This window comes from Cytobacillus gottheilii (assembly GCF_001636345.1).
GTDB classification, from domain to species: domain Bacteria; phylum Bacillota; class Bacilli; order Bacillales; family Cytobacillaceae; genus Cytobacillus; species Cytobacillus gottheilii.
In genome coordinates, this window is record NZ_KV440945.1 from 2,861,817 (window position 1) to 2,883,564 (window position 21,748).

The window sequence follows — 21,748 nt, forward strand, 5'->3', positions numbered from 1 at the left end:
ATGTTCCCTGCCGTGCAGCCGCTGAACCTCCCCGACCTTTTATCATACATTATTTATCTTTCGTTCATTCTTTTATAAAGCATACCATAAATACAAACAGCCGTTCCATTTTAAGATGAAGTTCACTTATGAGACACATACCCCTTTTGGGTGCAGTTCGTTTATCCTTTCTTTGTCTGCGCTTTACAGAATTATAAAATGCAAGTTTTCATATGAACATTACAATAAAACATACTAAGATGAGTATCCGTGTTTCATATTCAGATGCTCATTTAGGTATATGAAGGCATAAAAAAACGGCAGCCTAGTCAGCTGCCATTTTTGTTTTTATTCAATTGCAAAAATGAAGGCATATAACGGCTGTTTCCCATCATGGACTTCAATTTCAACTTCACCATATTGTTCTTCTACAAAACTTACAAGACGGTCAACATCTTCTTGAGATGCATCTTCACCCTTAAGAACTGTAAGAATTTCAGAATCCTCATCAATCATTTTAGCAAGAAGGTCTGTTGCAGCTTGGACTTTGTCTTTGCTTTTAACAACAATTTTCCCTTCTTCAATGCCCATAAAGTCATCTTTGGCAATTTCAAGGCCATCAATGCTTGTATCACGGACAGCAAATGTAATTTGACCTGTCTTAACATGCTGTAAAGCATCTTTCATGCTTTGCTCATTTTCCGAAATCTCTGCACCCGGATTAAAAGCAAGTAAAGCAGACATACCTTGAGGTACTGTTTTAGAAGGCACAACGATTGCTTCTACTTCTGAAACTTGAGCTGCTTGTTCAGCTGCCATGACAATATTTTTATTATTTGGCAGAATGATGACTTTTTTAGCATTGACATCTTTAATCGCCTTTACGATGTCCTCTGTGCTCGGATTCATCGTTTGCCCGCCTTCAATTACTGCATGAGCACCAAGGCTTTTGAATAGATCAGCGATTCCGCTTCCCATTGAAACAGTCACAATGCCATATTCTTTTTGTTCTTCCGGTTTTTTCGCTGCAGGAGCAGATGCCGGTTCATCGAATAAGAGATTGCTATGCTGCTGGCGCATATTTTCAATTTTCATATTGATTAAGCTTCCATAGCGCTGGCCGTAAGTGAGACAGTCGCCTGGCTGTTCAGAGTGAATATGAACTTTTACTAATTCATCATCTGCAATGACCAGCAGCGAATCGCCATATTTACTTAAATCCTGGCGGAACTTCTCTTCTTTAAAAGGCTGCTTAGAAAGCTTTTCATCTTCGAATTTCACCATAAACTCAGTGCAATATCCATATACGATATCCTCTGTGTTCATGTGGCTTTGTACACTCTTATGATGCTCAGCGCTAACAAGCTCATCCATTTTCGGCAGGCTTTGTGGGGCTTCAGGCAGTTCTTCACCCTTTAGCTCAGCTAAAAAGCCTTCGTATACAAATACAAGACCTTGACCGCCGCTGTCAACAACGCCTACTTCTTTTAGCACAGGCAGTAAGTCTGGAGTGCGATTTAATGAAGCCTTTGCTTCTTTTACAATCGCTTCCATAATGACAATGAGATCGTCCTCTGTTTCAGCAACAGCAACTGCTTTTTTCCCGGCATCCTTTGCCACGGTTAAGATGGTACCTTCAACTGGCTTCATAACCGCTTTATACGCAGTGGCTACACCAGTATCAAATGCTGCAGCAAATTCTTTTCCGTTAATTGTTTCTTTTTGTTCGATTGCTTTTGAAAAACCACGGAATAATTGAGATAGAATAACACCTGAATTTCCACGGGCACCCATCAATAATCCTTTTGATAGAGCAGTTCCTACCTTGCCAATATGGGAATTCACATTATTTTTAACTTCCTTTGCACCAGAAGTCATCGACAAATTCATATTTGTTCCAGTATCTCCATCCGGAACAGGGAAAACATTTAATGCATCCACCAATTTTGCATTTGCAGAAAGGTGGTTAGCACCTTGCAGAATCATTCGCGCAAATTGTTTTCCATCTAAAACTTTAGTTGACACAAATCTTTCCTCCTCACTACGGGTTAGTTACACGAACTCCCTGAACGAAAATATTTACTGAGTCTGTACTAAGGCCGACCGTCTTGTCCAATGTATACTTAACCTTTGATTGAACATTGTGAGCAACCTCGGAAATTTTCGTTCCATAACTTACTATAATATACATATCAATATGTACTTCATCATTTTCCTGGCGAACGACGACTCCGCGTGTAAAATTTTCTTTGCGCAAAATATCGGTTAAACCATCTTTTATTTGATTTTTGGATGCCATCCCTACGATTCCATAACAATCCACAGCAGCTCCTCCTGCGATTGTAGCGATTACATCATTTGAGATATCAATTTGCCCAAAATTCGTTTTTAATTCGATGGACATAATTCGTTCCCCCTTTTGGAAATTGCTTTTCGAAAAGTGAAAGTTACAAGAGACAGATTTTCCGCTTTTAAGCTCTTCACACTATTCATACAGAACATTGTACTATATGAACACCATATTTAAAAGTTATACTTTCCACTTCTTATTATAGCTTGTCTAATAAAATTGTATGTCAAGGAATTTTTCTTGAAAGCAATGAGTTCAGCTATTGCAAGGATTGTAAATGTATGATAAATTATTAAAGTATCTTTTAATGGCCGGAAACAGATTGCTGTTTTCTCATTAATACAGATGGATCTAACAAATTGCAAATAAAGCATGAAGGATCTTTCAGCTTTGGTTAGTAAGGAGGGAAATTACATGCCACGCAAATGTGTTGTAACTGGTAAAAAGACAACTTCGGGCAATGCTCGCTCACATGCTATGAACGCTAACAAGCGTACTTGGGGCGCAAACCTTCAAAAGGTTCGCATTCTTGTAGACGGTAAGCCTAAACGTGTTTGGGTTTCTGCAAGAGCACTTAAATCAGGTAAAGTAGAACGCGTATAATAGGAAAGCTTAAGTTGGACAGCTTCACTGCTGGTCATCTGGCTTGATTAATATGCGAAAGGACATCTTAATAGATGTCCTTTTTTCATTTTTAAAGGAGCTCTGCATTTTAGAGGAATTTTCTAATGTACTTATAGTTCCATATACTCGTATTCCCTGCTGTGAACAGAAGTCGGATGTTAATCGGCTCCCTTCACCCTTTTTTTCGTTTCTGCCAGTCTTAACCATGCTTACAAAGATTTTAAGGATAGAAAAAATAAAGCACCCTGCAAAGGTGCTATAAGAAGTAAGAGTGCTCTTGCTATGATTATCCTTTTTTAAATGTTCCCAGCATGGCGCGGACAATCCCGCCCAAAAATTTTGGCAGTTTAATTGTATAAAATCTCATTCTTTATGTCCCTCCTCACAAGTCATGCCTTGCCCATCGTTGCTTTTTTGCTGTTGCTGCTTGCTGCCTCGCGTTAAAAACAAATCATGATATTTATAAATCATTGCTCCTTATCACCATTAATATGCCTTGTTTATAAGAAAAAGTACCAGAATCATCAACAAGTTCATTACTAATACATAGTGTCGAGCTGATCGGAATATGACAGTCAGTTAATGGATATTTAAATCCTCTGAGAGTTAGTCCATCAACTTCCCCAGAGATCGGTATAAAAGAAATATATTGATAATCACTGTCAGTTTGAATGGAATAGGTTCCTGGTTTCGTCATAAATATTTTATTCTGAATATCTATGATCTCAACTGGTATCTCATCATTATTATTTAGAGGCTTAATTAGCAGCTGAACATTCGCAAAAAAGTGGTCCATTCTTCCGCCAGTTGCACCAAATAAACGAATTTTTCTAGGATTTTCTGAAAGAGCCCAGTTAAGTGCATGCTCCATATCTGTTTCATCCTTTTCTGGCTGAAAGCGATGAATGCTCTTAACATTTTCTTCTATTAATGCCCATTCCTCTTCTGTAACAGAGTCAAAATCACCGAAAGCGCGATAAGGCTGGATATTCTGCGAAAGCAATGTAAAAACACCTTTATCAACACCAATCCATAGATCCTCTTCTGATTTGTATTTATCAAACGATGGCAGCCGTTCAAGCGGACCTCCTGCAAGAATATTAATATTCATTTTATCCTCCTTAGTGACTTCTTTGTTAAAGGAATTTATTAAACTTCTAAATAGGTATTCCCTGTAGGACATGCTCGTCAACACATTTAACGCAAAAATCTTCATTAGGAAAACCTTTGAACTAAATAACCGTTTCAGATTAGCCATGCGAAATCGTACAGGCTGTGCTCATTCTTTCACTATGTGAAAAAAGCCAGCCTATTATGGCTGACTTTAGAGGTAATCTCCTATACACGCAAGGCTGCAATCGCTTTTGCACGATCCTTCTCATTGAACACGGCTGAGCCAGCTACAAGTACATTTGCTCCTGCTTCAACACAGAGTTTAGCTGTTTCTTCATTTACCCCGCCATCTACTTCAATCTCAAGATCAAGTCCGAGTTCATCAGCCCAATTCCTGATTGCCTTTATTTTTGGCAGTACAGAAGGAATAAACTTCTGTCCGCCAAATCCTGGATTAACGGTCATCAATAAGACCATATCCACATCTTCAAGAATCGGCTTAATCATCTCTGCAGGTGTAGCAGGATTTAATACTACTCCTGCTTTCACTCCATAAGATTTAATGAGCTGGATGGTGCGGTGTAAATGGGTACATGCTTCCACATGGACGGTAATATAGTTTGCTCCAGCTCTAGCAAAGGCTTCAATATATTGATCTGGATGTTCAATCATAAGATGAACATCCAGCGGGAGGTCGGTAATCGGACGGATCGCTTCCACTACAAGCGGGCCGATTGTAATATTCGGAACATAGTGCCCATCCATTACATCTACATGTATATAGTCGGCTCCTCCTGCTTCAACATCCTTGATCTCTTCACCCAGTCGCGCAAAATCTGCAGATAAAATGGATGGCGCTATTTTCACCATAACTAATACCTCGGCTTTCTATCCTTTATTTCTTCTAAAAAACTTGTATAATGCTCATATCGGTATTGAGGCAATTTGCCCGATTCTGCTGCTGCTTTAACAGCACATTTCGGCTCCTTAATATGAAGACAGCCGCGAAACTTACATTCTTCACTTAGAACTTCAATATCAGGAAAACAGTAGTTTAAATCTTCTGCTTCAATCTCCATAAATTCCAGGGAACTAAAACCAGGAGTGTCTGCCACATGGCCCGCTCCAACAGAAATAAGCTCAACATGTCTGGTTGTATGCTTTCCGCGTCCGAGATGGGTTGAAATATCATCCGTTTTCAGCTCAAGATCTGGTCTTAATGCATTAAGCAATGATGATTTTCCTACACCTGATTGCCCCGCAAATACGGAGATCTCACCTTCCAGCAAAGGAAGCAGTTCCTTTATGCCTTCTTCTGTTTCAGATGATGTCAGCATCACTTCGTAGCCTGCTTTACGGTAATCGTCTGCATAGGAATGGATTAATTCTTTTTGTTCACCTGATGTTAAGTCCATTTTCGTAATGCATATAACGGGTCTAATACGATTGTATTCAACTAGAACAAGGAAGCGATCAAGCAGGGCTGTGCTGAAATCGGGCTCAACCGCTGAAAACACAAGAATAGCTTGGTCAACATTAGCTATCGGAGGTCTCACTAATTCATTTTTCCGCTCTTTCACTTCTAAAATGTAACCTTCTTGATCATTTTCTGCCTGATAGACAACTTCATCGCCAACAAGAGGTGTAATTTTATTTTTCCGAAAAACACCTCTGCCTCTGCATTGAATAACATTTCCCTCGTTCAGTACATAATAAAATCCGCTTAGCGCCTTAATAATTTTTCCTTCAGGCATAGCAGCACTCCTTACTCTCATTATTCAGGATATGGCACCGTTTTTTCCAGCAATACACTATTGTCACGGATGATTTTATAACCTGCATTTGTTCCATGGGCAATATTGAGCTGTATACTTATTCTTTTATTCTCAGTGATGGTAAACACATCGGCTGCTTCTGTCATGTTTCGATCCGCATCCTCAATGTAAAGCTGGATTTCCTGCTCAGCTCCTTCTTCTAATGGCTCATACGGAATATCCACTTCCTCAATCACCTCTTGAAGCGGAAGTTCTTCGACACCTTTAGATAAGACCACATTCACAGTACTTCCTTTAGCCAATGCAGTACCAGCTGCTGGCTCTTGTGAGATCACAAGCCCTGCCGGAACACTTTCATGGTACTCTTCTCTTGCTACACTAACCTTTAAGCCTGTCGATTCAGCATATTCATCAAGACCTTTGTTATTATAACCGCTTAAATCTTTTAATTGTAACGGCTTTGGACCAATACTGACGGTAAACTCCAGTTCAGTATCTCCCGGAACAACGAGGTCACCTTCTGAGAAATTTTGGTCTATAATGGTGCCAGCTTCTTCATCGCTGTTCACTTCATTTTTTTTAATATCCTGGAATTCTTCATTCCTCAGCCTCCGCTCAACCTCTGAGTATGGCTGGCCGATATAATCTTCTAATTCATATTGTTCTTTTCCAATACTTTCATAAATATCAATCTCTTTTCCTTCTTTTGCCATGCTGCCTGCTTTTGGATCCGTTTTAATGACTAGTCCTGCTTCAACTTCTTCATCGTTTACTGTAATTGTTTCACCAATGGTAAAACCTGCAGCAACGAGCTGATCAATTGCATCATCAATACTTTCCTCCGTTACGTCAGGCACTTCAATATCTTTAGGAGAAAGCAGATCCGGCAAGACAAATACGGCTAACAGACCAAGAACAATTAAACTAAAGAATATCGATATTAAAATGATTGGCCACTTGCTCTTCTTTTTCTTTTTTTCTTTTTTGGGCAGGCTTCCTGCTGTATCAGCATGCGTTTGCTTTACAGCTGTTTCCCTCCCATGGACAAGCGTTTCCTCTGTCGGCGGATACATTTTATCAGATGAGATAACAGGTATCGCTTTTGTTGCATCATCATCTTGAGCAATAAGAAACTTAGGCTCATTTGCACGTTCCGGATTCAGCGCTGTAGCAAGATCCTCTTCCATTGCTTCAACAGAATGATAACGATGAAAAGGATCTTTTGCTGTTGCCTTTAAGACAATATTTTCCACACTTTGCGGAATATCAGGATTCCATCTGCGCAAAGATGGTGTTTCTGATTGCAAATGCTTTAAAGCGATGGAAACAGCAGATTCACCAGAAAAAGGAAGCCTGCCAGTAAGCAATTCAAACATCACTATTCCGAGCGAGTAAATATCTGATTTATGATTCGCCATCCCGCCGCGGGCTTGTTCTGGAGATAGATAATGAACAGAGCCAAGAACTGAATTGGTTTGAGTAATGCTAGTAGCGCTTAACGCCATGGCAATTCCAAAATCAGTGATTTTTATATTGCCATTGTTGTCTATGAGAATATTGTGCGGCTTAATATCACGGTGGATAATATGGTTTTGATGTGCATGTGAAATGGCACTTGTCAGCTGTTTCATAATTTCTAAGGCATCATCAATGCGAACAGGACTTGCTTTTTGTATGTATTGCTTTAATGTTTGTCCTTTTACATACTCCATCACAATATAATAGATATTATCTTCTTCCCCAACATCATAAATGCTTACAATATTAGGATGTGCCAGGCTTGTAGCAGACTGCGCCTCACGATGAAAGCGCCTGATAAACTCTTCGTCATCAACAAAATCAAGACGAAGCATTTTCACGGCTACATCACGGTCAAGGATCATGTCATGAGCAAGATAAACATTTGCCATGCCGCCTCCGCCAATCATATCCAAGACTTTATAGCGGCCGCTGATTCTTTTTCCAATCATCACAATTCATCACCCTCTTCCAGATACATCATCAAATTCAATGATGACAAGAGTGATATTATCTTCGCCGCCATATTGATTTGCAAGATCAATTAGCTTTTCTGCCTGTTCCTCAAATGAGACATCCTGCAGTAGTATTTCTTTCATTTCTGCTTCAGATACTTTATTTGATAAACCATCCGAACAAAGGAAGAGCTTATCTCCCTCTTCAAACATAATCGTCATAAGATCTATTTTAATGCTTGGTTCTGTTCCAAGTGCTCTTAGAACCACATTTTTCATTGGATGATGCTCGGCATCTTCTTTCGAAATCTCACCCTGACGAACGAGTTCATTGACCAGCGAATGATCATCAGTCAGCTGCTGAAATCCGGTTTCATTTAAAATATATCCCCGGCTGTCGCCAACATTTAGAACGGTTGCAAAACGGTCTGTACAAATGGCAGCTACAACGGTTGTGCCCATGCCTTCACACTCTGCTTCTGCCTGTGCATGTTCAAACAAGATGGTATTTACTTCTTCAATGGTTGATTTCAGCCACTGTTCTGCTTGATCAGCGGTCTGGATAGCAGGAGATTCCTTAAAACGGTCACCAATATTCTCAGTGGCCATAAGGCTTGCGACATCGCCTGCGCGGTGACCGCCCATGCCATCTGCTACGATGGCCAGGCGCTGTCCGCTGGCATTTTCATAAATGCCTCCATTATCTTCGTTATGCTGCCTTACCTTACCTCGATCTGTCTTAAATACAGCCTTCATACGATATCACCTCGTCTCTTCAGTTCTCTCCTTCGCACGAAGTTGTCCACATGCTGCATCAATATCATGTCCTTGCTCACGGCGAATGGTCACATTCACTCCATGTTGCTTTAACGTCTTTTCAAATTCAAAGATTTTCTCTCTAGGTGTTCTTACATAGTCTCTTTCAGGCACATAGTTAACCGGAATTAAATTCACATGACACTTTACGCCTTTAATTAACTGAGCCAGTTCTTCGGCATGTTCCACGCCATCATTCACACCGCCAAATAATCCATACTCAAAGCTGACACGGCGACCAGTCTTTTGGATATAATAGCGAATTGCTTCCATAAGATCAGGCAGTTTGTAGGCTCTATTAATCGGCATTAAACGGCTTCTAATTTCAGTATTCGGAGCATGAAGAGAAATAGCAAAGTTGATTTGCATGTTTTCATCAGCAAATTTATAGATTTTTGGTATGATTCCGCTTGTTGAAACGGTAATATGACGAGCACCGATGTTTAAGCCCTGATCATGATTGATGATCTTTAAGAAAGACATCATGGAATCATAATTATCAAATGGTTCACCAATTCCCATAATAACAACAGAACTTACTCTCTCATCCGTCTCATCTAATGCCTGTTGTACTTTTACGACCTGAGCAACGATTTCTCCTGCTTCTAAATTACGTTTTAAACCGCCAAGGGTTGAAGCACAGAATGTACAGCCGATTCTGCAGCCAACTTGAGTCGTTACACAGATAGAGTTTCCGTACTCATGTCTCATCAGAACGGTTTCAATGGAATAGCCATCGTGAAGTTCAAATAGAAACTTAATTGTTCCGTCAGATGATTGCTGCTGAATTAGCGTATTTAATGTTGTAATGGTAAACTGTTCAGCCAGATTTTCGCGGAGTGACTTTGATAAATTCGTCATATCCTCGAACGTTGTTACTCTTTTTGTATAAAGCCAATCAAAAATTTGTTCAGCTCTGAATGCTTTTTCGTTATGATCCTTTAACCAATCTCTCAGCTCGTGCAGCTGTAAAGAATAAATGGAAGGTTTTTGTTCTGTTGCTGTTTTGTCTTTTGTTGCTTGTACCATTTATTGCACCTTCTTTCTTAGACTTGCTATATAAAAGCCGTCTGATCCTATATCCTGCGGCAGTATTTGCAGCTCAAAATCAGTTACTAAAGGCTTGATTGCCTCTGGCATTCTTGATTTTAAGGCTGCATCCGCTTCAAAATCTTTATGTTTTTGTAAAAATGCTTCAACTGTCTTTATATTTTCTTCCTTGTCAATTGTACAAGTACTATAAACTAGGATACCACCTTTTTTTAATAAAGGGGCAGCAGCGGTTAATAAATTCATTTGGATGTTATGAAGATTAGAAAGATCTTCTTCTTTTTTTGTGTACTTCATATCAGGCTTTCTTCTCATGACACCAAGCCCTGAGCAAGGTGCATCGAGGAGAATCCGATCAAAGCTTTCTGCTTCAAAATGCTCTTGGACTGTTCTGCTATCCATTGCTTTAGCCGTAATGTTCTCAAGTCCAAGCCTGCTTGCATTATCTTTTATAAGTTTTACTTTATGCTCATGAAGGTCTAACGAAACGAGTGTTCCGCTATTTTGCATCCTTTCAGCAATATGAGTGGATTTCCCTCCTGGAGCTGCACATGCATCAAGAATCTCCTCATCCTGACTGGCGCCAAGTGCGTAGGCTGCAAGCATCGAACTCTCATCCTGAATGGTCAGATAGCCTTCTTTAAATGCATTTGAACGGGCTAAATTCCCGCGTTTGCACTTAATGGCAACGGGCAGAAACGGACTTTCTTCTACTTCAAACCCTTCCTCAAGCAGCATGTGAAGCACTTCTTCCCGTGTTGCTTTAACTGTATTCACTCTGGCTGTTTGCAGCGGTGCGGTAAGATTCAGCAAACACATTTCTCTTGTTTTTTCGATGCCCAGCTGTTCAGCCCAGCGTTTCACCAGCCAAACTGGATGGCTTGTTTCAATGGAGATTCGTTCAATTGGATCTGTAATAGAATCAAGTGAAGGAACACCGCTGCGCTGAAAATTCCTTAGTACTCCATTAACAAGACCGGCAATTCCCTTATGGCCACGCTTTTTGGCCAATTCAACAGCTTCATTTAAAGCAGCATGATCCGGAATTTTGTCTAAATAAACAAGCTGGTAGACCGTTAAACGAAGAAGCTGAATCACCCAGCTTTCAAGCTTTTTACTGTTTTTAATAAAAGGCTGTAAAAGAAAGTCTAGCGTCATCTGGCGCTGTAATGTTCCATAGGTGATTTCCGTCAGCAACGCTGCATCCTTTGCATTTAATTCATTTTTGTTAATCGCATTATTAAGCAGAAGATTGCTGTAGGACTGGTTTTTCTCAATTGCTGTTAATAGCTCAAGTGCTGTTTCACGCACATTTTTCTTTGACGTCTTTTTCATGAATGATCCCCTAATACAAACCCTTTTGTCAGCTTCGTGCCGGCACCTCTTAAATATTCTCCTGCATCCATTTTTTTCTTGCCAGAAGGCTGCAGTTCAACTATTTTAATCGCAGTTTGATTACCGGAAGCAATCGTTAATCCCTGATCATCTGTTGCTAAAATGGTGCCTGGAGCAAAAGTTTCAGCGATTTCCACTTTCTCAGCTTTCCAAACTTTTAAAACTGCTCCTTCTACGGTTGTGTAAGCAACTGGCCATGGATTTAGACCGCGAATATGATTGTAGATTTCTTCACCATTTTTCGTCCAATCAATCTTTTCTTGCTCACGCTTAATATTGGAAGCAAAAGTTGCCAAAGCATCGTCTTGTACGATCGGTTCTAATTCACCGTTTATGAGCTTTGGCAATGTTTCGGAAAGAAGTTTGCAGCCAGTCTCACTTAATTTATCGTGAAGAGTTCCAACATTATCGTCTTCTGTTATAACGACTTCTGCTTGTGTTAATATATCGCCCGCATCTAATTTTTCAGCCATATACATGATGGTAATGCCTGTTTTTTCTTTCCCCTGCATGATTGCATAATGAATCGGCGCCCCGCCGCGAAGTTCCGGCAGAAGTGATGCATGAACATTAATACAGCCAAATTTAGGGGCTTCCAGCAATGCTTTAGGTAAGATTTGGCCAAATGCAGCCGTTACGACTAAATCAGGCTGTAAATCCAAAATAGGCTGCAATTCTTCAGGATTGCGGATTTTTTCAGGCTGATATACCGGGATCCCTCTTTTTACAGCTTCTGCTTTAACAGGTGGAGGAGTCAGCACTTTTTTCCTGCCCACAGGACGGTCCGGCTGTGTCACCACTGCAATCACATCATAGCCATCACTTAAAAGCTGCTGCAGAATAGGGACTGAAAAGTCTGGAGTTCCCATGAAAATAATTTTTGTCATTCCTCTTCCATCCCTTCAAGTTCGTGTTCTTCTATATATCTTGAAACCTTGGATGTAAACAGAATGCCATTCAAATGATCAATTTCATGCAGGATCGCTCTTGCTAAAAATCCTTCTGCTTCAAGCTTATAAAATTTACCTGTTCGATCCTGCGCTTTAATCTTTACCGTTTCCGGTCTTGTCACTTCTCCATATAACCCAGGAAAACTTAAACAGCCTTCCACATCTGTCATTTCGCCTGCTGTTTCCACGACAACAGGATTGATCATTTCAATGGTACCTGTTTCATCATCAATATCAACAACGGCCACTTGGATATTCAGTCCAATTTGCGGGGCAGCGAGTCCTACTCCATCAAATTCAATCATTGTATCATACATATCGTTTAGAAGTTTAGTTAATTTTTTATCAAATACTTTAACAGGTTCACACTGTTCCTCTAAAATCGGATCAGGGTGCATAACGATTTTTCTAATTGCCAAAATGTATTTCCTCCAACTCTATCGTAACGCGTTTCTTACAGCGTTTTGTTCAATTAACGTGCATTACATACTGTTTTTCTCTAGTTTTCACAAATTTCTATAAGTTCATAAGTGTTTCTTTGAAATCAAGGATATAACATAATGAAATAGCAGGGATTTCCACTCCATGGTACTCGCTTTCCGGCGGGGCGGGTGCTGAGCCTCCTCGTCGCTACGCTCCTGCGGGGTCTCAGCTCCCCACTCGTCCCGCAGGAGTCTCGCACCATTCCGTTCCAATCAAAGAGTAGTCTGCTGATCGTCTTTCTCTTTAGAAACAGTAATCGTTTTATAATCACTACATTAAAATATACGGGTTTACGTCAATGGATATTTGCAGGCCGCCGGTGGCTATTTCTTGCTGGTATTGGTCAAGGACCGTTTTCAGCGCGCCATTAAGCTGTGGTTCCCGTTTGTATTTTACCAGACATTGATATCGATATCTATTGTTGATGCGGGGGATAGGCGATGCTACCGGTCCAAGGACAACTGCTTCATCTGATAGCTTTGCTCTCACCCATCCTGTAATTTTTTCTGTCACTGCCACTGCTTTCATCAGCTGTTCATGGCTTACAGTTATTAAGGATATATAATAGAAAGGCGGATATTTATGAATTTTGCGGATCATCATTTCCTTATCATAAAAACGGTCATAATCCTGTGTACCAGCAAGTACTACACTGTAATGCTCAGGTGTGTACGTTTGGATGATAACCTCCCCTTCCAATTGATGCCTGCCTGCTCGCCCGCTTACTTGCGTTAAGAGCTGAAAGGTTTTTTCGGAGGAGCGGAAATCAGGCAAATGGAGCATCGTATCCGCTGAAAGAACGCCTACAAGCGTGATATTAGGAAAATCAAGCCCTTTGGCAATCATTTGTGTGCCAAGTAAAATATCTGCTTGTCCCTCTTGAAATTGGTTCAGCAGTTTTTCATGTGCTCCTTTTCTGCTTGTTGTATCCACATCCATTCGGATGACTTTTGCTTCAGGCAGAACCTTCACTAGCTCTTCTTCCACCTTTTGGGTACCTGTGCCAAAATAGCGGATATGTTCACTTTGACATTCCGGACAAACAGATGGAACATGGTCCTCATGTCCGCAATAATGACATTTCATTTGCCTGCTATATTGATGATATGTTAATGAGATATCACAATTTGGGCAATTGATGACATAACCGCAGTCTCTGCACATAACAAAGGAAGAATGACCTCTTTTGTTTAAAAATAGAACAGTCTGTTCTTTCTTTTCAATCCGTTCTTTTAATTTATCAAGCAGCACCCTGGAAAACATCGAACGGTTCCCTTCACGCAGCTCCTCTCTCATATCAATAATCGTAACAGCTGGCAGGGCTTGGTTGTTCATCCTTTTTGGAAGCTTGAGCAGCTTATAGACATCTTTTTGCGCTCGTGCAAATGTTTCAAGAGCAGGTGTTGCGCTGCCAAGCACGACTGGACAGCGGTATGTTTTCGCCCTTTCAATCGCCACATCCCGTGCATGGTACCTCGGGTTTTCCTCCTGCTTATAGCTAGTTTCATGTTCTTCATCAATAATGATTATGCCTAGATTTTCAAAAGGTGCAAAAATAGCTGAACGTGCTCCAACCGCAACACTGACTTCTTTGCGCTGAATCTTCCGCCATTCATCATATTTTTCTCCAGCAGAAAGGCCGCTGTGTAAAACAGCTACCTGATCGCCGAATCTGCCTTTAAATCTAGTAACCATTTGCGGTGTTAATGAGATTTCAGGAACGAGTACGATCGCTTCTCTGCCCTGTTCGAGCACTCGCTGAATCGATTGCAGATAAACTTCCGTTTTCCCGCTTCCTGTCACACCATATAGAAGAAACACTTCATGTTCATGCTGTTCAACAGAACGCCAGATTGGAATAATTGCATTATGCTGCTCCTCTGTTAAAGAAAGTGGAACCGTACTGGAAAACTGGCGCTCGGCAAAAGGATCCCTGTACACTTCTAAATATGTTTCAGACAGCATTCCTTTTTTCACAAGACCTTTGATGACAGCCGACGACACTTCTAATACGTCTTCAATTTCTTTTTGGAATATAGGTCCTTCCTGTACCTGAAAATAGGATAGTACTTCTTTTTGTTTTGCTGCATTTGCTGGCAGCGATTTTATCCAATTTTCCAACTGGGCACGATCTGGACAATAGATGGCCTTTAATTTCTTCTTTTTCACACGTTCTTTTACTTCATATATAAGTTCAATGCTGCCCTCTGCTACCGCTTTTTGCAGCGTGCGCATAGATGCATGGCTCGTTGCTTCTTCCCAAGTGATACTATCACGATCTGAAAAAAGCGGCTTTATAGAAGGATCAAGATTTTCAATTACATCGATCCGCTTCAGCTTTTTTTCATATTTTGCTTTTAAAGCAGCTGGAAGCATCGCTTGATATGCTGAAATCTTATAGCTGAGAGTGTGATTTGATAGCCAATCTCCGAGGGAAAGCAATTCCTTATTTAAGATTGGATTAAGATCCATCGGCTCGATCAGCTCTTTTAATGACTTAAAGTCTGATTCTGCCTTAATACCTACAACGAAGCCTTGTATTTTTCTTGGCCCGAATGGGACGATCACCCGCATTCCAGGCTTAATGATTTCTATAAGGTGTTCTGGAATCAGATAATCAAAAGGCTTGTCCGTTTGTTTGGCTGGAACATCTACAATGACACTTGCAACATTCATTCTCCATTTGCTCCCAGCAGAAGGCAAGCTTCCTCTAGAATTTTCATTGCGACCGTCTTTTTATCGAGGAGCGGCAGTTCAATTACACTTCCGTCCTTTTTATAGAGAGTGACAATATTCGTATCTGTTCCAAATCCTGCACCTTCTGTTTTCACATTATTGGCAACGATCATATCAGCATTTTTCTTTTTCAGTTTTTTGGAGGCATATTCCTCAAGGTGATCTGTTTCGGCAGCAAATCCTATTAAGAGCTGACTTTGCTTTTTTTGTCCAAGTTCATACAAAATATCTTTAGTTCGTTCAAGCTGCAGCACTTCTTCTCCGGGCTGTTTTTTAATCTTTTGATCAGCAGCATATTTAGGTCTGTAATCAGCCACTGCAGCGGTTTTGACGACGATTTGCGCATGATCATATTCCTTTAGTACTGCTTGATACATTTCTTCAGCACTCTCTACTTTAACAACCTTAACACCAGCTGGAGGCTGAATGGAAACGGGTCCTGAAATAAGAGTCACATTCCCGCCAAGCTTTTTAGCAGCTTCTGCAATAGCATAGCCCATTTTCCCTGATGAATGATTGGTCAGATAGCGGACCGGATCAATTTTCTCACGGGTTGGCCCTGCCGTCACAACAATATTTTTACCGGACAAGGGTTTTTTTTGACTAGAAAAATATGAATTCATATGTTCTACAATTTTCTCCGGCTCTTCCAGTCTGCCTTTCCCAATATATCCGCAAGCAAGATAGCCTTCACTTGGTTCAATAAAGGAATAGCCAAAGTCAGCTAATGTTTGGATGTTTTTTTGCACTGCCGGGTGAGCGTACATATGAACATTCATGGCTGGTGCTATCCAGATCGGTGCTGTTGCTGCCAGCAATGTAGTCGAAATCATATTATCAGCAATGCCGTTTGCCAGTTTTCCAATTATGTTGGCTGTAGCAGGGGCGATTAAAATAAGGTCAGCCCAATCCGCAAGATCAATATGTGCAATCACTTTTGAATCTTTTTCATCAAATGTATCGTAATAGACGTCATTTCGCGACAATGCTTGGAACGTGAGCGGTGCAACAAATTTTTGGGCTGAGTCGCTTATGATCACTTTTACGTCTGCTCCCGCTTGTGTAAGCTTGCTAGTGAGTGCTGCAGCTTTATAAACAGCAATCCCGCCAGTCACACAGAGCAGAATCTTTTTTCCATTAAGCATATTCGTTCCCCCCATTTAAACAGTTCGCCATTCTTTCTTCTATTATCATCGAACAGTGGATTTATTTCATCAATTTCATGCCTTTCGCAGAAAAAGAGAAGAAATATGCTGCTGAGTCATTTGATTTCGAGCGTGAATATTTCTTCACACTCTCACCAGCTCGCTTCTATCTGCATTTTTCAAAAAAGCCAATAAAAATAACAACCTTGTTTAGAGGTTGTTATTTCGCGGTTTTCTTTGCTGTACGGTTAGACTGCTACGAGAGGCAGCCTGCATGTTCAACATTATTTTATAACAGCAAGACAGGTTTTACAATCAATCCGTACTGTCTTCTTTAAGGCGGTAAAGCAGTTCGTCTGCATTAATTTCTTCCAGCGCTTTTCCTACATTCTTATGAGAAATGTAGTTGCTGAGCTGGTACTCTGGATTTATCTGAAGCTGGCGAGCGCGTTTCGCTGCTACAGATACTAAGGAATATTTAGAATCAATTTTAGTCATTAAAGAATCAATAGATGGATCAAGCATGTTTATTCTACCTCCAGCATTTTAATATATCTTGGCTCTACTCGTTCTCTGCGGCAATGTTCTGCCACAACAATTGCTTTAATTCTTTCACAAGCGAGGTCAATTTGATCATTTTCAACCACATAATCGTACAAATTCATCATTTCGATTTCTTCTTTTGCCGCATTCATGCGATTGTTGATCACATCAATGGTTTCTGTTCCTCTTGTCACAATTCTATTTTTTAATTCTGACAGGCTTGGAGGAACGAGAAAGATGAATAATCCGTCTGGGAATTTTTCACGCACTTGGCGTGCACCTTGTACTTCAATTTCAAGGAAAACATCCTTGCCCTGATTGATCGTTTCTCTCACATAATCTACAGGGGTCCCATAATAATTGCCGACAAACTCAGCATATTCCAGAAGCTTGTCATCTTTAATCAGCTGTTCAAAATCTTCTTTTGATTTAAAAAAGTAATCCACGCCATCCACTTCGCCTTCGCGCGGGTTTCTGGTTGTCATGGAAATGGAGTATTCAAAAGCTGTGTCAGGCTGGGAAAAAATTTCTTTCCTGACTGTTCCTTTGCCGACACCTGATGGACCGGATAGGACAATTAGCAATCCTTTTTCATTTTTCATCCTGTTCTATCCTTCCTCTACAATTTCATCGCGATCATATAATCTAGCCGCAACCGTTTCTGGCTGTACGGCCGATAGAATAACATGGTCACTGTCCATCACAATGACAGCTCTTGTTCTTCTCCCGTATGTCGCATCTATTAAAGATCCCCGATCACGAGCATCTTGAATGATTCTTTTAATAGGGGCCGATTCAGGGCTGACGATGGATATAATCCTATTGGCAGAAACAATGTTTCCAAATCCAATGTTAATTAATTTGATTGACATAGTGTCCTCCAATCATCAGTTATTTATTTTTGCCGTTTACGGCCGTTCATAAACAACTTCTATTCAATATTTTGAACTTGTTCCTTCATTTTTTCCAGCAGACTCTTCATTTCTACCACTTCGGAAGCGATGTGGGCATCATTTGCTTTAGCGCCGATCGTATTGGCTTCACGATTCATTTCCTGAAGCAGGAAATCCAGCTTTCTGCCTATAGAACCTTCTGTTTCCAAGGTTTGTCTGAATTGATGAATATGACTTTGCAATCTTGTTAATTCCTCATTGATATCGGATTTATCTGCAAATATAGCGGCCTCAGCTGCAATTCTCGACTCATCCAATTCGCCTGACAAGTATTCTTGCATTTTCTTTTTTAAGCGTTCCTCATACTTTAATACAACAGAAGGTGCATATTCTTTTAATTGCGATATACAACTTTGCAGATGTGAAAGCAAGTTAAGAAAATCCTTTTTCAATTCTTCGCCTTCTGCCATCCTCATAGCAACAAGCTGCTGGCATGCTTCCTCAACAGCTTCAATAAACAGGGGCTCGAATTCATCTGTGGATACTTCACTTTCTTCTATGTACAAAAACTCTTCTCGCATTAAATCTTGTACTGCAAGGCCTGGAAGATCGTATTTTTCACTGATTTTCTTCATGTTTTCATAGTACTGATGCAGCAGCGGCCAATCAATCACCATTTCCTTAGCGGAATCGCCTTCTTTTGTCACTGCTGAAAATATTTCTATTCTACCACGTTTAATCGATTTTGAAAGCCGTTTTTTAACTTTTTCCTCAAAGTGTACATATTGCTTTGGCAAACGCATCATATATTCTGCAAATCGATGATTGACCGTTTTGATCTCGATCGTAATCGTAAAAAGGTCATGTTCCTTTTTACTGCGTCCGAAACCAGTCATACTTCTGACCATTTATATACACTTCCTTTATAAAACAACATTCTAAATATGTATGTATATCTGCCAAATTGCTGGCGGTAATCTTGTTAAAATAAAAAAGAAGGTAATAGAGCGCATCTCTACTACCTTAAGGATTATATCATACTTTATTTCTTTTTACTTAGCAAAAATGAAAAGGCAAGTAAAAATGTTGGAACCGCTGATAAACCTAAGATCATCAGCCAATCCTTCGCCTCAATTGAAACGGTATGGAAAATTGGCTGCAGCGGCGGATAATAAATAACAGCAAGCATGAGCAGAACTGAAGAAATAACGGCCCAGACTAAGTATTTATTGCCAAACGGATTACGCGACAGCACGGACTTTTCACTGCGGCAATCAAACACATGGATCAGCTGTGCCATAACCAATGTTGCAAATGCAACAGTTTGTGCATAGGCAAGATGGTCAGGATGTGCTTCATAAGCAAACATAAAGGCAAGCAGCGTCACAATCCCTATTAGAAATCCTCTTGAGACAACCTTCCAGCCAAGACCTCTTGAAAAGACACCTTCTTTTGGATTCCGCGGTTTCCGCTTCATTACATCATCCTCAGGCTTATCAAGTCCCAGAGCCATTGCCGGCAATCCATCTGTGACAAGGTTAACCCATAGTATCTGAATTGGAACGAGCGGCAGCGGGAGGGCAAGCAGCATCGCAAAAAGCATTACTAAGATTTCTCCAACATTTGATGCCAGCAAATAGCGAATAAACTTGCGGATGTTTTCGTAAATATTCCTTCCTTCCTTGATTGCTGACTTAATTGTTGCAAAGTTATCGTCAAGCAGCACAAGTGAGGATGCTTCTTTTGCTACATCTGTACCTGTAATCCCCATCGCAATACCAATATCTGCAGCCTTAATCGCTGGTGCATCATTGATGCCATCCCCTGTCATCGCAACAATATGTCCGCGGTTTTGCAGCGCTTTAACAATTTTTAATTTGTGTTCAGGCGAAACACGTGCAAACACTGTGACATCTTCAACCACATCTTCAAGCTCTTCTACTGACATATCTGCCAGTGATTTTCCTTCCATAACTTTCGAAGATCCTGTTAAAATACCAAGCTGCTTCGCGATTGCAGTCGCCGTAATTACATGATCTCCAGTGATCATCACGGTCTTAATGCCTGCTTCCTTACATTCCTTAACAGCTTGTTTCACTTCAGGACGCGGCGGATCAATCATCCCCTGCAACCCGATAAAGGTTAAATTCTTCTCTGCTTCACTTTCTTCTAAAATAACTGTGTTTGCAGGTACCTCTTTAAATGCAATCGCAATCGTTCTTAGTGCATTCGAAGCGAGCTGTTCAATGGCATGATGAATGTTTCCTGCCATTTCCTTAGACAACAGCTGACGTCTGCCATTCCATAAAATCGAATCACTGACACCTGCTAATACATCCGGCGCCCCTTTTGTTACGATAAATTGGCGGCCATTTTGATCTTTCACAACAATACTCATCATCTTTCTTGTTGAATCAAATGGAAATTCGTTAATAATACTGAATTGGTTTAAAAGACTGCCGCGGTTATATCCTGCTTTCATGGCAGCAACTAATAATGCACCTTCAGTTGGATCACCATCAACAATATATTCCTTTTCCTTCTGCTTTACTTCTGCATGATTGCACAGCATGCCAAACATCAGCATTTGCTGCAGAGTTTTATCATCCTTTGGATCTATCCTTGATTCATTGCGGTAAAACTGGCCTTGCGGCTCATAGCCAACTCCGTCTACTTTCCACTGCTTACCGCCGGACCAGATATCTGTTACGGTCATTTTGTTCTGCGTCATCGTTCCTGTTTTATCAGAACAAATGACAGAAGCACAGCCGAGTGTCTCGACCGCAGGAAGCTTTCGCACAATCGCCTTTTTCTTTATCATCCGCTGCACGCCTAAGGACAGAGCGACCGTTACTATGGCTGGAAGCCCTTCAGGAATGGCTGCTACCGCCAAGCTGACTCCCGCTAAGAACATCGTATATAATTCCTGACCCTGAATCACCCCTACTGCCACCACTAAAACGGTTAACAGAAGAGCTGCCACAATCAGAATTTTTCCAAGCTGCTCGAGTTTTCTCTGCAATGGAGTAATCATGGTTTCAGCACTCTGCAGAAGGTCTGCAATTTGCCCCATAGCCGTTTTCATTCCTGTCCCGACAACTAGTCCTAATCCGCTGCCTCGGGTGATCATCGTGCCCATGAAGGCCATATTTTCCATATCACCGATGCCAATGTTGGCTGCTTTTATACTGCCAACTGATTTAGAAACAGGAAGTGACTCTCCAGTTAACGCAGATTCTTCAATTTCCAAGCTGTTAGATTCAATGATTCTCACGTCAGCACCAACACGGTCACCTGAGGTAAACTTCAGTAAATCACCTGGCACTACTTCTTTTGAAGGAATCTTAATCCATTCACCGTCTCTTAATGCCATGACCTGCGGTGCTGATAACTCTTTCAATGCATCCAGCGATTTTTCTGCTCTGCGCTCCTGGTAAAATCCTAAAAACCCATTCACGATGACTATGGCAATGATGGCAATCGCATCAATATATTCACCGAGCAATCCGGAAATAAGGGTTGCTGCCAGCAAGACAATAACCATAAAATCTTTAAACTGACTAAAAAATAAGAGCAAAGCGGACTGCTTTTCTCCTTCTGCTAATTCATTATATCCGTATTGTTTGAGTCGTTTCCTTGCATCATCTTCAGTTAAGCCTTCCTTCATACTGCTGTTTAAAGCCTGCTCAACCTCGCGCTCATTCATTTCATGGAACTTCATCCGGACATCACACTTCCCCCTTATCTAATCACCAGCATAAATTGTACAAACCAAAGCTCTCATCAAAGCATATTCATTCTTGTCCAAAAAAATGCTATGATTATTAGAAAAGCGGAAGCGGGTTGCCCAGCCCCGACAAGCATAAGGCAAGATGGCTAGAAGGTTGTTCTTTAACCTTCTGGACAGATTGACTTAGACCCAA

Annotated in this window: 20 protein-coding genes; 1 reads left to right on the top strand and 19 read right to left on the bottom strand. The window is 40.8% G+C overall.

What is annotated here, in order from left to right:
• Positions 1–327 precede the first annotated feature (327 nt).
• Both A6754_RS13840 and A6754_RS13845 read right to left on the bottom strand, forming a co-directional pair.
• On the bottom strand, positions 328–2,004 hold the full coding sequence (locus A6754_RS13840) for a DAK2 domain-containing protein (RefSeq protein ID WP_066446726.1): 1,677 nt from the start codon (positions 2,002–2,004) through the stop codon (positions 328–330).
• A gap of 16 nt (positions 2,005–2,020) precedes the next feature.
• A complete protein-coding gene (locus A6754_RS13845; RefSeq protein ID WP_066446730.1) occupies positions 2,021–2,383 on the bottom strand; it encodes an Asp23/Gls24 family envelope stress response protein in 363 nt (120 codons plus the stop codon).
• A 360-nt stretch (positions 2,384–2,743) separates the two neighbouring features.
• Between A6754_RS13845 and rpmB the strand changes: the two genes are divergently transcribed.
• Entirely contained in the window at positions 2,744–2,932 is a 189-nt protein-coding gene (gene rpmB, locus A6754_RS13850) for a 50S ribosomal protein L28 (RefSeq protein ID WP_019381740.1), read from the top strand.
• 307 nt (positions 2,933–3,239) lie between these two features.
• On the opposite strand, the gene spoVM is transcribed toward rpmB, so the two are convergent.
• The 17 genes from spoVM to A6754_RS13935 form a co-directional block, all read right to left on the bottom strand.
• Entirely contained in the window at positions 3,240–3,320 is an 81-nt protein-coding gene (gene spoVM, locus A6754_RS13855; protein WP_019381739.1) for a stage V sporulation protein SpoVM, read from the bottom strand.
• Between the two features lie 93 nt (positions 3,321–3,413).
• Entirely contained in the window at positions 3,414–4,064 is a 651-nt protein-coding gene (locus A6754_RS13860; protein WP_066446732.1) for a thiamine diphosphokinase, read from the bottom strand.
• A 227-nt stretch (positions 4,065–4,291) separates the two neighbouring features.
• Positions 4,292–4,936, bottom strand: coding sequence for a ribulose-phosphate 3-epimerase (rpe, locus tag A6754_RS13865; protein ID WP_066446735.1), 645 nt, complete (start codon positions 4,934–4,936; stop codon positions 4,292–4,294).
• Positions 4,937–4,938: 2 nt separating this feature from the next.
• Entirely contained in the window at positions 4,939–5,820 is an 882-nt protein-coding gene (gene rsgA, locus A6754_RS13870) for a ribosome small subunit-dependent GTPase A (RefSeq protein ID WP_066446738.1), read from the bottom strand.
• A gap of 20 nt (positions 5,821–5,840) precedes the next feature.
• Complete coding sequence (gene pknB / locus A6754_RS13875) at positions 5,841–7,811, bottom strand: Stk1 family PASTA domain-containing Ser/Thr kinase (RefSeq protein ID WP_066446740.1); 1,971 nt, start codon at positions 7,809–7,811, stop codon at positions 5,841–5,843.
• 9 nt (positions 7,812–7,820) lie between these two features.
• Positions 7,821–8,570 (bottom strand): Stp1/IreP family PP2C-type Ser/Thr phosphatase, encoded by a 750-nt coding sequence (locus A6754_RS13880; protein WP_066446743.1) that lies wholly within the window; start codon positions 8,568–8,570, stop codon positions 7,821–7,823.
• 6 nt (positions 8,571–8,576) lie between these two features.
• Positions 8,577–9,659 carry a dual-specificity RNA methyltransferase RlmN gene (gene rlmN / locus A6754_RS13885; RefSeq protein ID WP_066446746.1) on the bottom strand — a complete coding sequence of 361 codons (1,083 nt, stop codon included), beginning with the start codon at positions 9,657–9,659 and terminating at the stop codon, positions 8,577–8,579.
• Entirely contained in the window at positions 9,660–11,015 is a 1,356-nt protein-coding gene (rsmB, locus tag A6754_RS13890) for a 16S rRNA (cytosine(967)-C(5))-methyltransferase RsmB (RefSeq protein ID WP_066446748.1), read from the bottom strand.
• Positions 11,012–11,962, bottom strand: a complete 951-nt coding sequence (fmt, locus tag A6754_RS13895) for a methionyl-tRNA formyltransferase (RefSeq protein ID WP_066446750.1) — start codon at positions 11,960–11,962, stop codon at positions 11,012–11,014. The genes rsmB and fmt overlap by 4 nt, the downstream gene beginning before the upstream one ends.
• On the bottom strand, positions 11,959–12,444 hold the full coding sequence (gene def / locus A6754_RS13900; RefSeq protein WP_066446753.1) for a peptide deformylase: 486 nt from the start codon (positions 12,442–12,444) through the stop codon (positions 11,959–11,961). The genes fmt and def overlap by 4 nt, the downstream gene beginning before the upstream one ends.
• A 334-nt stretch (positions 12,445–12,778) precedes the next feature.
• Positions 12,779–15,184 carry a primosomal protein N' gene (priA, locus tag A6754_RS13905; RefSeq protein WP_066446756.1) on the bottom strand — a complete coding sequence of 802 codons (2,406 nt, stop codon included), beginning with the start codon at positions 15,182–15,184 and terminating at the stop codon, positions 12,779–12,781.
• Entirely contained in the window at positions 15,181–16,389 is a 1,209-nt protein-coding gene (coaBC, locus tag A6754_RS13910; protein WP_066446759.1) for a bifunctional phosphopantothenoylcysteine decarboxylase/phosphopantothenate--cysteine ligase CoaBC, read from the bottom strand. The genes priA and coaBC overlap by 4 nt, the downstream gene beginning before the upstream one ends.
• Before the next feature lie 315 nt (positions 16,390–16,704).
• On the bottom strand, positions 16,705–16,914 hold the full coding sequence (gene rpoZ, locus A6754_RS13915) for a DNA-directed RNA polymerase subunit omega (protein ID WP_066446762.1): 210 nt from the start codon (positions 16,912–16,914) through the stop codon (positions 16,705–16,707).
• 2 nt (positions 16,915–16,916) lie between these two features.
• Complete coding sequence (gene gmk / locus A6754_RS13920; RefSeq protein WP_066446765.1) at positions 16,917–17,534, bottom strand: guanylate kinase; 618 nt, start codon at positions 17,532–17,534, stop codon at positions 16,917–16,919.
• Between the two features lie 6 nt (positions 17,535–17,540).
• The gene (gene remA / locus A6754_RS13925; protein ID WP_066446766.1) at positions 17,541–17,804 is read right to left on the bottom strand and encodes an extracellular matrix/biofilm regulator RemA; all 264 of its coding nucleotides are present in this window, start codon (positions 17,802–17,804) and stop codon (positions 17,541–17,543) included.
• 59 nt (positions 17,805–17,863) lie between these two features.
• Positions 17,864–18,733, bottom strand: a complete 870-nt coding sequence (locus A6754_RS13930; RefSeq protein WP_066446768.1) for a YicC/YloC family endoribonuclease — start codon at positions 18,731–18,733, stop codon at positions 17,864–17,866.
• 134 nt (positions 18,734–18,867) lie between these two features.
• The gene (locus tag A6754_RS13935) at positions 18,868–21,546 is read right to left on the bottom strand and encodes a calcium-translocating P-type ATPase, SERCA-type (protein ID WP_066446770.1); all 2,679 of its coding nucleotides are present in this window, start codon (positions 21,544–21,546) and stop codon (positions 18,868–18,870) included.
• Positions 21,547–21,748: the final 202 nt, after the last annotated feature.